General features: G+C 71.6%; 10 protein-coding genes. 7 read left to right on the forward strand and 3 right to left on the reverse strand.

Annotation, left to right across the window (positions count from 1 at the left end; all coding sequences use genetic code 11):
- Positions 1–113: 113 nt before the first annotated feature.
- Positions 114–2618: a DUF6248 family natural product biosynthesis protein gene (locus ACWCXX_RS24800; RefSeq protein ID WP_451130741.1), complete on the forward strand. Its 2505-nt coding sequence runs from the start codon at positions 114–116 to the stop codon at positions 2616–2618.
- Positions 2619–3042: 424 nt separating this feature from the next.
- A complete protein-coding gene (locus ACWCXX_RS24805) occupies positions 3043–4713 on the forward strand; it encodes a hypothetical protein (RefSeq protein WP_451130743.1) in 1671 nt (556 codons plus the stop codon).
- Positions 4714–5223: 510 nt separating this feature from the next.
- On the opposite strand, the gene ACWCXX_RS24810 is transcribed toward ACWCXX_RS24805, so the two are convergent.
- Positions 5224–5571, reverse strand: a complete 348-nt coding sequence (locus tag ACWCXX_RS24810) for a hypothetical protein (protein WP_451130745.1) — start codon at positions 5569–5571, stop codon at positions 5224–5226.
- Positions 5572–5870: 299 nt separating this feature from the next.
- On the opposite strand from ACWCXX_RS24810, the gene ACWCXX_RS24815 reads away from it, so the two are divergent.
- Both ACWCXX_RS24815 and ACWCXX_RS24820 read left to right on the forward strand, forming a co-directional pair.
- Positions 5871–7124, forward strand: coding sequence for a hypothetical protein (locus ACWCXX_RS24815; RefSeq protein WP_451130747.1), 1254 nt, complete (start codon positions 5871–5873; stop codon positions 7122–7124).
- The gene (locus tag ACWCXX_RS24820; RefSeq protein WP_451130749.1) at positions 7109–7645 is read left to right on the forward strand and encodes an N-acetyltransferase family protein; all 537 of its coding nucleotides are present in this window, start codon (positions 7109–7111) and stop codon (positions 7643–7645) included. The genes ACWCXX_RS24815 and ACWCXX_RS24820 overlap by 16 nt, the downstream gene beginning before the upstream one ends.
- Positions 7646–7945: 300 nt before the next feature.
- Here the strand turns inward: ACWCXX_RS24820 and ACWCXX_RS24825 are convergent, their stop codons facing one another.
- Complete coding sequence (locus ACWCXX_RS24825) at positions 7946–8311, reverse strand: hypothetical protein (protein WP_451130751.1); 366 nt, start codon at positions 8309–8311, stop codon at positions 7946–7948.
- Between the two features lie 335 nt (positions 8312–8646).
- Here ACWCXX_RS24825 and mobC point away from each other — a divergent pair, with 335 nt between their 5' ends.
- Genes mobC through ACWCXX_RS24840 form a run of 3 tightly spaced genes read left to right on the forward strand, consistent with a single transcriptional unit; the run spans position 8647 to position 11918 of the window.
- On the forward strand, positions 8647–8988 hold the full coding sequence (gene mobC / locus ACWCXX_RS24830) for a plasmid mobilization relaxosome protein MobC (protein WP_451130753.1): 342 nt from the start codon (positions 8647–8649) through the stop codon (positions 8986–8988).
- The gene (locus tag ACWCXX_RS24835; RefSeq protein WP_451130755.1) at positions 8985–10751 is read left to right on the forward strand and encodes a relaxase/mobilization nuclease domain-containing protein; all 1767 of its coding nucleotides are present in this window, start codon (positions 8985–8987) and stop codon (positions 10749–10751) included. Before mobC ends, ACWCXX_RS24835 begins: the two co-directional genes overlap by 4 nt.
- A 15-nt stretch (positions 10752–10766) precedes the next feature.
- Positions 10767–11918: a hypothetical protein gene (locus ACWCXX_RS24840; RefSeq protein WP_451130757.1), complete on the forward strand. Its 1152-nt coding sequence runs from the start codon at positions 10767–10769 to the stop codon at positions 11916–11918.
- Between the two features lie 305 nt (positions 11919–12223).
- Here the strand turns inward: ACWCXX_RS24840 and ACWCXX_RS24845 are convergent, their stop codons facing one another.
- A complete protein-coding gene (locus ACWCXX_RS24845) occupies positions 12224–13294 on the reverse strand; it encodes a C40 family peptidase (protein ID WP_451130759.1) in 1071 nt (356 codons plus the stop codon).
- Positions 13295–13314: the final 20 nt, after the last annotated feature.

Below are 13314 nucleotides of genomic sequence, written 5' to 3' on the forward strand. Positions count from 1 at the left end.
AGCTGCGCTTCCACCTTGACCCACGCCGCGTAAGTTGATTGAATTAGCAGTGTTGGACGGGGCGGGAATCCCGGACCGGCACCACCGAGAACTTCAACGACAAGGACGGCCCGATGACCGAGACCGACTTCGGGGAGCCCACCCCCGAAACCTGCCTCCGGGTGGCCCGCCGGGCCGCCGAACTCGCCACCGCAGCCGACGACATGGCGCTCAGCGCCGCGTGCCGCAGCACCTCCCACACCGAGGCCCACCGGGAGGAGGTCATGCACGCGGTGCACCGGCAGGCCGTCGAGGCCGAGGGCCACGCCGCCCGGGCGGAGCAGTGGGCGTCCGACCCGAGCATGCCGGACAGCGCGCTGCGCTACTGCGCCAGCGGCGCCGTCGACTACGCCGTCCGAGCCCAGGAGGCCGCCGGGGTCGAGGCGACGGCCGCCGCGCTGCGCACCGAGCTGGAGCGCAAGCTCACGCCCGCCGAGCACGCCGAGCGGGAGAGCGAGCGGCGCCGCGCCGAGGCCGAGCAGGAGGCCGAGGAGCGGGCCGCCACCGGCATGGACGCCGACAACCGGCACCTGGCCCGGATGAACGCCTACCTCGCCGAGAGCGCCGTGCCCCTGCTCGGGTGGACCGCCGGGCACGTGCGGGTCCTGGAGGCCGCGGAGACCGGCCGCCTGTACCAGCGCGACGGACAGGTCCGCCAGGCCGCCGAGCATGGCACCTGGAGCGGCGGCCGCAGGATCAGCCGGGAGCGGACGCAGGACCTGCACGCCGCCGGGTTCCTCGTCGTCGTCGACGCGGCCGACGGCGCCCGCGTCCTCGCGGCCACGCCGATGGGGCAGGTCGCCCTGGAGCTTGCGCGGCTGCACCCGGCGGGCCTGTACGAGAGCGACCGGGCGGCGTACGAGGCCCGCTACGCCCGCGTCGCGAAGCGGCACAAGCGCATGGACGACAAGAAGGCCGCGGCCCGCCGTCTACCTGCCCTGGAGCACGGGGTGGGTTGGTACCGGCGGCCGGTGACGCTCGTCGAGCAGGAGGCCCGTGCCGCGTGCGAGGCCGCCGAGCAGTGGGAGGACGAGGGCGGCTACTGCCCCGGCGTCGAGACCCCCGCGCCCACCGCGGAGGAGGGTACCGGCCGGTGCCCCTGCTGCGGGCTGCACGAGGTCACCGTGGCCGGTGTCCTCGCTCCCCACAAGGCCATCCGCGCCGCGGCCGACGACTGCCCCGGCAGCGGACTGCGCCCCGGCACCGAGACGCCCCGCCCGGCCGCCGAACCCCGGGTCGAGGATGCGCTGGCGGCGGCCGAGCCCGCCGCGACGCCGGTCAAGGCCGGGCCGTCCCTGCCGACGGGGATGTACTTCCTGCCGCTGCCGTCGACCCGGTACAGCGACTGGTGGGCCATCCGGTGCGGGCGATGCACCGGCGGCATGTACACCGAGCTGCCCGGCGAGTGGAACGACAAGAGCGACGCCGCCCGGGCGGCCCACGATCACTACGAGGAAGCACACCGCCCGGCCGACGACCTGCTCACCACGGAGGAGATCGCCGAGGTGGAACGCTGGCCGCTGTCGGACGCGCAGCGCACCGTGCTGAGCTGGACCGAGCACGCCGAAGTGGCGGAGTTCGACGACGGGTTCTGGGCCCTGGACTGCGTCCCGGACCGATGGGACGTCAACAAGAGGATCGCCCGGACGCGCGTGACCGGACTGTGGGCGGCCGGACTGCTGGACGTGCACCTGGACGGCAACGGCCGCCGCTGCCTCGTGATGTCGCCGACAGGGCAGCGGGTGCGCCGTCTGCTGTGGCGCGCGGAGCGCCAAGGCGTCATCGAGACCGTCGCGAAGGACGCCAAGCTCCTCCCGCTCCCGAAGCGCAGCAGCGGCTACCCGTTGCTGTCCGAGGGGCGCTACTTCAAGGGCGAGGAGCGGCGCGCGGACGACCCGGTCCCGGCGGAGACCGCACCCGCCCCCGCGGCCGCCGTTCCCGCAGCGGCGCCGGTGCCGACGACGGCGCGCACCGACCAGCCCCTGTTGCGGCGCCTGTTCGCCCCGCGCTCCGTACGCCAGCAGCGGCCCACGTACGACGTCCACACGGTCATCCGGCGGCCGCAGCGCATCCTCACCCCCGAGGAGCGCGAGCGGGTGCAGGACATGCCGCTGCTCAACCTCCAGGGGGCCCTGATCATGGGCATCACCGACCCGGTCCCCAACCCTTCGCCGATGCCGGAAGACGCCGGAGCCTGGGTGCGCGAGCACGCCTGGCCCGCGCACTGGCAGGAGATGGAGGCCCGGTACCCGTTCGGATTCCGCCGCTGGAGCACGTGCGAGCTGGGCACCTGCTGGAACTGCCTCAATGGGCGCCACGACATCTGTGTCCACCGGCAGAAGGGCGGCCCGGACGTCGACCGCAACCGGGACTGGGTGACCAACCACCAGGGGCGCACCGTCGCCGAGTTCATCCCCCGGCCGGGCGGCGAGCCGTGCGTGTGGTGGTGCCGGTGCGAGTGCCCCAAGGACGGCCCGGCACCGGCCCGTCCGGCGGCGAAGAAGAAGCCCGCTCCCGTACGGGCCGCAGCGGCCGTCCGGGTGTCCGAGGTGGACGCGGTGCAGGCCGCCTTGTGGTGACGTGGGGGGCTCCGCCCCGCCACACCCCCCGGCCCTCTCTCCAAGGGGGCGGGGGGTGGGCGCCGACCATGCGGTGAGTGGGTGGTGCGGGGGTGGGGGCGGCCGGGGGGCTCCCTCGCCGGACGGGCACCCCGAGGGGGCCACAGCCCGCGCCGGGCCGCCAGGCCAAGCCGCCTACGGCGGTCGCCTTCGGCGAGCCCGGCACCCCGACACGGCCCGCGGCGGCTGACGCCTGCCCGACCGACGAGGGAGCCCCCCGACCGGGGCCGTCGTACGGCGTTCCGGCGCCGGAGCGAAAACAGCATGTGACCTGCGCGAACGTCTTGACCTGACCCCCAAAACTTGATTGAATTAGCAGTGTTGGACGGGGCGGGAATCCCGGACCGGCACCACCGAAGACCTCAACGACAAGGACCAGGGGCACATGATCGAGACCGAAGCGGGGGAGCGGGCGGCACTGCCCGAGTGGCTGGCCGACGTGGCGGAGGACCAGGAGGAGGACACAGCCGCGCTGCACCAGGCGGCCGGTCACCCGGACCTGATCGAGTGCCGTCGCACGGCCGATCTGCTCGTCGGCTTCGCCCAGGCACACCCGGGCGACGAGGCCGAGGGATGGGCGCTGGACGCCATGCTCCGCGTCATCCAGTGCGCGTACGCGGTCGTCGACGGCGAGGCCGAGGAGGCCGCGGGGTGCGGCCGCGCGGCCAAGGGCGAGCGCGCCGCGATGACGCTGGACCGGCTGGAGTCCGAGAGCGCCGCCGCGACGGCCGCCGAGCGGCTGGTGGCCCTGGACCGCGAGACCTACGAGCTGTTGCAGTGGTACGCGGGACCGTGGCCGGTGGAGTGGCTGTTCCCGCCGGCGAAGGACGGCCGGGGCCGCGTTCTGCGCCCCCGGATCGTGGTCCTGTTCACCGGCCCGGGCGGACTGACGCACGGCATCCTGCGCATCCTGCGCGCCAACGTCGACGTCGTCGGCGTCGACCTGGACCGCGGCGCCGTGGCGACGTCGACGGCCGCCGGACATCGCGTCATCCTCGCCGACGTCACCGACCTGGACCCCGAGCACCCGTGCCTCCAGCACGTCACCGGGATCGCGCTTACCCCGCCGTGCCAGGCGTACAACCCGTCGGGTCTGCGCAAGGGGCACTACGCGGGCGCGATCGAGCTGATCGAGCGCACCGTGCTGGAGGCCGCGGCGGCCGCCGGGTTCCACCCGGTCGTCACCCCCGACGGCGGCGACGTCGCGCCGGGCTGCGAGGACGGTTACGCGCCGCGCTCCCGGATGACGTGGGAGGAGGTCCGCGAGCCGCTGGAGCAGCTGGAGGACGCCCGCGCCGGACTGATGGCGGAGGTCGTGATCTGGCCCCTGGCGATGCTGGCCCGGGGCGGCAGCGTGGAGTGGGTCGCCGTCGAGCAGTCGAGCGCCCTGCCCGCCCGGATCGAGGCCGCGCTGATGGACCGGCTGAGCGAGGCCGGGTGGCACACCACCGAGGCGTTCACGCTGGATGCGGTCGACTACGGTTCCGCCTCGCACCGCAAGCGCCGTCTGATGGCCGCCTACCGCGGCGAGCGTCCGTTCGTCGACCTGACGCCCAACCAGCCGTTCCCCGTCACGACGTTCGCCGAGGTCGTCGGATGGCCCGCCGGTCGCAACTACCTGACGCGCGGGAACCGCCCCCTGGACCCGGTCACCGGCCGCGCCAAGGGCGGCAGCTCCCGCAGCGCCGACCTCCCGTCGACGTGCGTGACGGCGACCGCCTACGGGTGGACGTGCGCGGAGACCGGCGAGCGGATCACGCTGGAGGACATCAGCCGCCTGGTCGGACTCCCCGGCGACTACCCGGCCCACCACGTCGGCCGCGGCCGCGGGGTCCGCAACCTCACCCAAGGCCGCGCCGACATCGTCTGCCCGATGGTGGCGGCCGCGCTGTTCGGGCGCATCCTCGGAGACCCCCGATGGGAGGCCAAGACGAGGGCGTACGTCGAGGACCTGTACCGCCCGGCGGAGGTCGAGGAGGGCGGCCAGATGCTCTTGCAGGTGCTGTTCGCCCACCGCATTCCGGCGCAGAACACCAGCCGGTCGCCCGTCGCCTGACGGGCACACACGACGAAGGGGCCCCGCACAGCGGGGCCCCTTCTCCGTGTCTGGTCGGGTCAGGCAGACGCGGCGCCGGACGTCGCGCCGTCGTCCGAAGATGCGCTGCCCTGCGACGGCGAGCTGCCCGCCGGGGTGGTCCCGGACGTCTGCCCACTGGTCCTCTTCACTGACTTTCAGGGGCGCACGACCACGAGAACCAGGGCCACGAGCGAGCAGCCGAGCAGCCAGGACTGCCACCACGCCCACCAGGGCAACCCACGCCGCCGAGAGCGGCGTCGGCGGCCGGTCATGACGCGAGACGAGCGGTCGGTGCGAGCGGGACGGGGAGGACGAGGGCTTCCGGGGCGGTGGTCCATTCCACGCCCCCGCCAGGTGGTCGCAGCCACGCCACCGGCGACGGGTTCTTTCCCTCGGGAGCTATGGCACAGAGTCTTCCCCGGCGTCCGGTGACGGTGTCCTCGACCTCCCGCCCGAGCCAGGGGTGGTCACGGTGGAGCAGGCCGAGGTTCACCGGGGCTCACCCCCTGCCGCAGCCAGTGGCGCCCATGTGTAGTGCACGCGCACCCCGTGCTCCTGGAGCCAGGAGATCTCCCGGTACCGGTACTCGGGGAAACTCCCCGGCGCAATGGCGGCAGGCCACCGCACGAGCACTGCGGCCACCGCACCGTGCGCGGCCAACTCCAGTACGCGTAACCATCCCTCGCGGCGGCGGGGATCGGGCTCGCCGTACTCATCCGTGACGACCTCGGCGACCGTCATGCCGCGCTCCCGCGCGAATGCGAGCCCTTCCTCCTGTGCGCGCTGGGCGGCCAGACGGGGTATCACCGTGCCGCGGTCGGCGCATACGTACAGCACGACCGCAGCGGGGCCCGGAGCCGCTGGCGTGACGGCATTCTCCAGGGGACTTCCTGCACTGCTCATGACTGCCTCGGCAGGGTCGAAGGACGATGCCCCGCCGGCCTCACGGGGGTGGGAGGCGCGGCGGGGCCGTGCAACCACTTAACCGCCGGGCGCCGCCGGGAGTGCATGACAAAGTCGGCCGAGTACCTCACCCCGGCGCTGACAACTTGACTCCCCGTTTACCTTCCTCGGGCGGGCACACGCCCTACCGTGCTGATGTGGCGGAGAACAAGAACCAGGCCTTAGCCACCTGGATGGCAGAACGTCAGATGAAAGTCGCGGAGCTCGCCGACGCAGTCAACAACGCCATCGGCGAGCTCTGCGGCCGCGTCGGCACAACATCGGAGCGCACCATCTTCCGATGGCTGTCCGGAGCGAACCAGTGGCCCCACGAGCGCCAGCGCCGAGCCCTGGAGAGTGTCACCGGCCTCACCGCCACCGACCTGGGCTTCCGCCCCAGAGGGAAGCCCGCACCCGCACCCGCCCCAGTACCACCGGAGGACCCCGACGTGCGCCGACGCCAGCTTCTCGGCGCGGCCGCCAGCACCGCGGCCGCTGCTGCCATCCCCCTCACCCCTGCTTCGGCCCGCCCCTTAAGCGTCGGAACCTCCGACGTGATCCGACTGCGCGACAACATCGAACGACTGGTCGCACTGGACGCCGAGCGCGGCGGCCACGGCCTGGAACAGGCCGCCCTCGACGGCGCTGCCGAAGCCCTCGAACTGCAACAGCGGTCCGCCACCCAGCGCGTGCGCCAGCGCCTGTTCGGACTCGCCTCCGACTACACCTCAACCGCCGGATGGTTCCTGATCGACACCGGTCAGCTCGACGGAGCCGACCGCCACCTGGACCGGGCCCTGACACTCGCCGGACTGGCCCAGGACGCCGAAGCCGCCATGCGGGTCTGGAACCTTCGGTCCATGCTCGCCCGGCAACGCCACGACTACCCAGGAGCAGTCGCCGCCGCGCAGGCCGCCCAGGCCACAGCCGTCGCCCGCACCAGCCCACTGCACGCCTCCCTCGCCCACGCCCGCACCGCCGTCGCATTCGCATACGGCGGCGACAAACGCTCGGCCATCAACGCGCTCGGCCGCGCCGAGGAAGCCCTGTCGAAGACGGACTTGGCGCAGCCCCGGCCCGCGTGGCTCTCCTTCTACGGAGCAGCAGAGCTGTACTCCCTCACGGCGATCGTGCGGGACGTCGTGGGGCACCCGGCAGACGCAGAGGCAGCGTCCCACCGGGCGCTTGCTGCACTGCCCGAGTCCTACCGGCGCAACCGCGCACACACCACGGCCTGGCTCGCCCTCGCGCAACTGCACCAGGGCGACATCGAGCAGGCCTGTGCCACCAGCGGCAGCATCTTCACGATCATGTCGGGCGCTGCACTTCCCGGGCGGATGCGGCAGCTCCTCGGCGACTTCCAGCGCGACCTGATCGCCCTTGCCCCCTCCGCGCACATCGCGCATGAGTGGACCGACCGATACCGAACCCAATGGAGCAGATCTTGACCACGAACATCGAGCTTCGCCGCTTCGGCCACGAAGACCTGGCGGTCATCGAGCAGACTCTGCTGGACGTGCACGCGGACGCCTACGGAACCGTGCTGGACGACGAGTTCGTCCAGCGCTTCCCCTGGTTCGTGAGGCACTGGGGAGGAAACCCCGAGTTCTCCTGCGTCATCGGATACGACGGCGACGAACCGGTCGGCTTCGCATATGGGGCCCCGGCCGCTCCCGGCCGGGAATGGTGGCGCGAGCACCTGAGCGTGCCGCCGGCGGACGACTCCACGTTCTCGGTGTCGGAGCTGATGGTGCGTCCGGCATGGCGCAAGACCGGGGTGAGCGAGCAGCTCCACGAGGCACTCGTCGCAGACCGGCCGGAGGCCCTGGCGGTCCTGCTGGTCAACCCGGACCACCCCAAAGTTGAGTCGCTGTACGAGACGTGGGGGTACCGCCGGGTCGGCAGTCGACAGCCCTTCCCGGACAGCCCGACCTACTCCGTGATGCTCCGCACCCGCGCCGGATCCTGAGCACCATCCCGGCCCGCGTGAACCACCCGCCGGGCCGCACCCGCACGACGGCACCGGGCACCCCGGACCCCAGGGCGTCGACCCTTTTCCCGCCCTCCCCGTCAAGGCCTTACCCAGGCCGGGGGACGGAGTGTCAAAGTGGAGCGCCCGCACCGCAGGCGCGTCGTGAGGGACGAACGACGCGGCGAGGAGCGGACGTACGACCTTGACGTGGAGGAGCCCGGCCGGACCCTGGAGAGGCCGGGGAGGGAACGAGAGAGGGGCCCCGCAAAGCGGGGCCCCTCTTCGTGTGCTGCTCGATCAGATCGGCTGACTTTCCGCCGTCGCCGGTGCTTCGCTCCCGGCACTGCCCTGCGCCGGTACCGCAGCCGCTGACGAAGCCGCTCCCGATGCCACGGGCGCGGTGCTCTTCTTCGTCGCGCGACGGCTCTTCGGACGTCCCTTCGGGCGCTTCGCCGGTTCCTCGATGTCGATCTCCGCCAGCTCCTCCACGCTCCAGCCAGCCGCCTCGGCGTCGGCGTAGGCCTGCCCGTACGGCTCGTCCAGCGCGGCCAGCTGCCGGAGGAGGTCGGCGCGCTGTCCCTGGATCTCCGCCAGCGGCTTGATCGCCTCGGCCCGAGCATGCAGGGCCGCTTCCATCTTCTTCAGGATCTCGTTTGCAGACATGGCCGCATCGTACTTTCCCGTTGTCGCTCCAGGCACGGAGATAGAGTGAGATGGCGTATACCAGACGGTTTTTGAGTGCAGATCAGAGCGATATCGCAGGTAAGGGCACCCCCTTAGATAGCGGTAGCAAGTTAGTGCTTACTGATATCAGTAAGCGGGGCACCGGCTGGAGGCCCACTAGGGTGGGCAGCCGGTGATCATGGGTCCGAGCACGGACCGGGTAAGACCCGAAGGGGGCTGTGGTGGCAGAGCCGACAGCGGATGAGAAACCTCGCCGATCCGTTCCGCGGAGGCGTGAGCGCGAGGCCGGCGGCCGACGCTCGAACCGTTTCCTGGTGTCGTACAACGATGACGAGATCGCGATCGTCAAGGCTGTTGCTGACTATGAGAATCAAGCTTTGGCGGCCTGGGTCGGACGCATGGCCCTAGAGGTTGCCGGGGGAGTGGTTGTGCCAGCGTCAGTCGACGCCAAGGCAGTTGTCCGAGAGCTGATCGAGGCGCGGAAGCAGCTCAAGCGGATCGGGGTCAACTACAACCAGATCGCGAGGGTGCTGAACTCTGATGGTGTCGTGACCGATCCGCAGATGCTCGCGGTCCACCAGGCGCTCACGGCGGCCATCCGGCGGGTGGACGAGGCCACGCTTCAGCTGATGCGGGAGAGGAGGGAACGGGAGTGATCCCGTCGAAGCTGGACGAGGGCAGCGACACCTACGGGCTGCTGAGATATCTCTATGGTCCGGGCCGGCGGGACGAGCACAAGGACCCGCACATGGTGGCTGCGTGGGATCCGTACGTCGATGACCCGGCGCGGTCGTCGAGCATGACGATCTCGGATCTTGCGCTGATGCTGGACGCCCCGGTTTTTGCGATGCGAGGGAAGAAGCCACCACTGCACGTCTACCACGTGGCGGTCCGCAACGATCCCAAGGACCGGCTCTTCAGTGATGCGGAGTGGGCCGAGGTGGCCCACGAGATGATGCACGCTGCGGGCATCGCGGAGCACGGCGATGACGAGGCCTGTCGGTGGGTCGCTGTCCGGCACGCCGACGACCACATCCACCTCGTGGCGACCAAGGTCCGCGAGGACGGACGACAGCCCAAGCTGCACCAGGACATGGTGAGGATGCAGGCCGCGGCCCGCGTCTTCGAGGAACAGTTCGGACTGCGCCGTCTCAAGCACGGCGACAAGACCGCGGGGCGCTGGCAGACGTCCGGCGAGCAGGAGAAGGCGAAGCGCCGAGGCCTGGACGAGGCTCCCCGGGTGACGCTGCAACGCACGGTCCGCGAGGCGGCGGCAGCCGCCACGAGTGACGCCGACTTCTTCGCCCGGCTGGCCGCGGCCGGGGTCCGGGTGAAGCAGCGGATCGCACCGGACGGCAACATCACCGGCTACTCGGTTGCCCTGCCCGGCGACCGGAACCCGGAGCAGACTCCGATCTGGTATCCCGGTGCCCGGCTGGCTCCGGACCTGTCGCTCCCGAGGGTGCGCGAGCGCTGGAGCACTGCGGTTGTTGGGGCGAGGGTTTCTCCGGCGGAGATGTGGCGGGTGGCCGAGGAGAAGGTGCGTGCGGCCGCCGAAGGGCTGGGGGCTGACGGTCTGGACCAGGGGGCGGGTGATGTGGCTGCTCTCGGTGACCTGATCGTGGTCGCCGCAGTCATTTCGCCGCGCCTGGTGCGTGATCAGATCCGGCAGGCCGCCCGCGAGTTCGAGCGGGCTTCGCGGGCGCCGGGAGACCGTGCGCTGGAAGGGCAGGCGCGCAGGCTTTACCGGGAGTCGGCGCAGGTGCTGACGCAGTCCGTCGCGGCCGTGGGCCGCAATGATGCGGCGGCCGGGCTCGGGTTTTTGCTCGCCCTGGTGCAGGCGGTGGATGCGGCCCGGAGGTGGCACCAGGCGCAGGAGCACCGGGCCCAGGCGGAGGCGTCGGGGCGGGCTGGTCGGCTGCTGCGGGGGGCGGTCGAGGTGACGGCTGGCGCGAGTGCGGCTCGGGAGTACCGGCCGCGTGCGAAGCGTGCGCCCGCACGGTCTGCGGGCGGTCGCCGGGGGCCGGTGGTGTCCGGTGAGCGGCCGATGGCGGGGGTGGTCCAGCAGGCACTTCCGGAGCGTGCCCGTGAGGTGCTGGCGGATCCGGCGTGGCCCACCTTGCGGAAGCGGCTGGTGGCGGTGGAGTCGGCGGGGGAGGACCCGGCCGAGGTGCTTGCTGCGGTGGCTGCCCGGAGGGAGCTCGGCTCGGCGGACTCGGTCGCGGAAGTGCTTACATGGCGTCTGGACGGATGGCAGCGCCAGCGCGGTGCGGTGGCTGTTGCTTCCGGCAGGGGATCGTCGTCGACGTCCGCGGGCGGCACCGGACGTACCGGTGCGGTGCGCAAGACGGGGGCGTCTGGGGTGCGGCGTCGGCCGCCGGGCGACGAGCCGCACAAGGGTCCGAAGAAGACCCGCTAACGAGGGGAGCAGGGCATGGGGACACCAACCCCTGAAGAGCAGATCGGGGAGGCGTTCGTGGACGCCTCTGCCGAGGCGGTGCAGACGGCCGTGATGGCTTTTCGTCTGATGACGGCCATCGCGGATGCCGTGCGGCGCCACCAGCAGCGCAAGGCGGGCAAGGAGGAGGAGCTGCCGCCGGTCGAGGAGGCGGTGCCCGGCATCTCCGAGGAGCTGAAGAAGGCGCTGCCGCCGGACATCAGCGCGGTGCTGCTGGAGGGGGCGGACTGGCCGCAGCTCGCCCAGCAGTTGATGGCGCTCAAGCGGGCCGGGGTCGACCTGGAGATGATGCTCCCGCGCGTCGGTGAGATCACCGTGACGGTGCGGGACCAGGTCACGGCGCACGAGGCGCGGGTGGCGCGCGAGGGCACGGAGACGTGGGCGAAGGCGCTGCGGGAGACGCTGCCGGCGGGGCCGGTGCGCGAGGCGATCCTGTCGTCCCCGGCGTGGCCGGAGATGGCCGCGACGATGGGAAGGCTGGAGGAGCGGGGGGTCGATGTGCGGGCGATTCTTGCGTCCGCGCACGAGGAGGGGATCGGCGTCGACCGGGCGGTCGCGAAGGTGCTCGCGGCGGGCGAGGCGTCGGCCCCGAGCCGGGACGCGATGTTGTCGTACGGGCCGATGACCACCGGGCTCGACCTGCCGAAGGATCTCGATCTGTCGGACCGGGCGAAGGCGTTGCGGCAGCTGGGGTTCGATCCTCAGGAGCACGGAAGGTTCGTGCGGATGGTGCAGGAGGCGCTGCCGGGGCAGGAGCGCGAGGTCGGTCTGATGATCGCGGCGAAGCACTGGCCGATCGTCGTGGCGCGGATGGACCGGATGGAGCGGGACGGGAAGCCGGTGCAGGAGCATCTGGCCGGGCTGATGAAGGACACCTCGTGGCAGGACGTGCGGCCCGACCAGATCGGCTCGCAGCTCGTCCAGGCAGCCAGCCACGTGTTGCAGCACCCGCCGGGGAAGGCGCCGACGGTGGGGCGGCCGAAGGTGTCCACGGCGGCCGCGCGTTCGCAGTCCTCGACGGTGGGCCCTACCAGGGCGCCCGCTTCGAAGGGGGCGGCGCCTGACGAGCCGGGGGTGGCCGCGCACCGGCAGGAAGGTCCTGCGGCGAAGAGCGGAAAGACCCGGTAGGCCTGCCCCTGAACGCACGTGTGCCGCAGCCCTGTTCGGGGCTGCGGCACACGTGTGTTTGGGGGTGTAGGTTCCAGTTCGACTTGTCGGCTGGCGCCCGGCCGACCTGCGCCTTTGAGTGACCGTCCGGAACTCTTGTCGGCGGAATCGTCCAACCAACTTGTCGGATTCTTCGGGCGGGAGAGCCCGATCGGACTGCGCCGACAGATGTGTCGGACGGTCGACCTGCGGGTCTGCCCCATCAGGCGACAAGCCGACGACAGAATCGCCGGACAACGACAAGTCAAATCGGAACCTACAGGGGGTCAGGGGCGGGTGGCGCCCTTGTAGTCGGCGGCGGGCATGGCGGTGCTGAGGGGGGCGGTTTCGACGTTGCGGCCGGTGCGCGGTGCGTGCAGGATCTTGCCGTCTCCGGCGTACATGGCGACGTGGTAGATGTAGCCGCTGCGGTGGGCCCAGAACATCAGGTCGCCGGGCTTGAGGTCGCTTCGGGAGACGGGCCGGTCGGAGGTGGCTCCGTACTGGGCGGCGGCGGTGCGGGGGAGTTTGGTGCGGGGCCAATAGGCGTACTGGACGAGGCTGGAGCAATCGAAGCCGATGGTGCCGGAGGCGGCGCAGCGGACGCCGATGTAGCCGTTGGTGCCGTCGCAGGACCCGAGGGTGGGTCCGCCGGGTCCGCCGCCGCCGTAGGAGTAGGGGGTGCCCAGCCGGGTGGCGGCCTTGCGCAGTGCGTCGGGCCCGTTTCCGGTGCCGCGCACCTGGAGTTTCCCGGGGCCTTCGAAGCGGCGCATGGCGGCCATGATCACTTTCACATAGTGGTAGGTCTGGCCCTCCTTCTGGCCAGGTTCACGGGCGAACTCGATCGGGGGGACGCCGCGGTAGCGCTGGACGGCTCCCCATCCGGCGTTGTATCCGGCCAGGGCCAGCCGGCGGGGGTCGTCGCGGTAGCCGGAGTTCTTGGCCTGCTGGATCAGGGAGCACATCATGCGGCCCTGGGACATGACGGCGTCGCCCACGTCCCAGGGACTGGCTTCGCCGTTCTTGTCGTCGTCGCGGCCCCAGGTGGTCCAGGTGCCGGGCATGAACTGTGCGGGGCCCTGGGCGCCGACCACGGACTCGGCGCGCTGCTGGAAACCGGATTCCTGGGAGAGCTGGGCGGCCAGCAGCGCGGGGGTGAGTTCGGGGTGGGGGCAGACGTTGGCGGCTTTCAGGATCCAGGTGCGGAACTCGGCGGGCACGCCCTGGAGTCCGCCGCCTCCGTCGGTGGTTTCGGTGGTCTCGGTGTCGTGGTCGATGAGCACGATCATCGTCAGGCCCAGGACCAGGGCCATGAGCATGGCTATGGCTGCGAGGACGGAGCCGATCAGCACCTTCATGTGTCATCCCCCCGTGGTTG

The sequence above is a fragment of the Streptomyces sp. NPDC001732 genome, assembly GCF_053596315.1.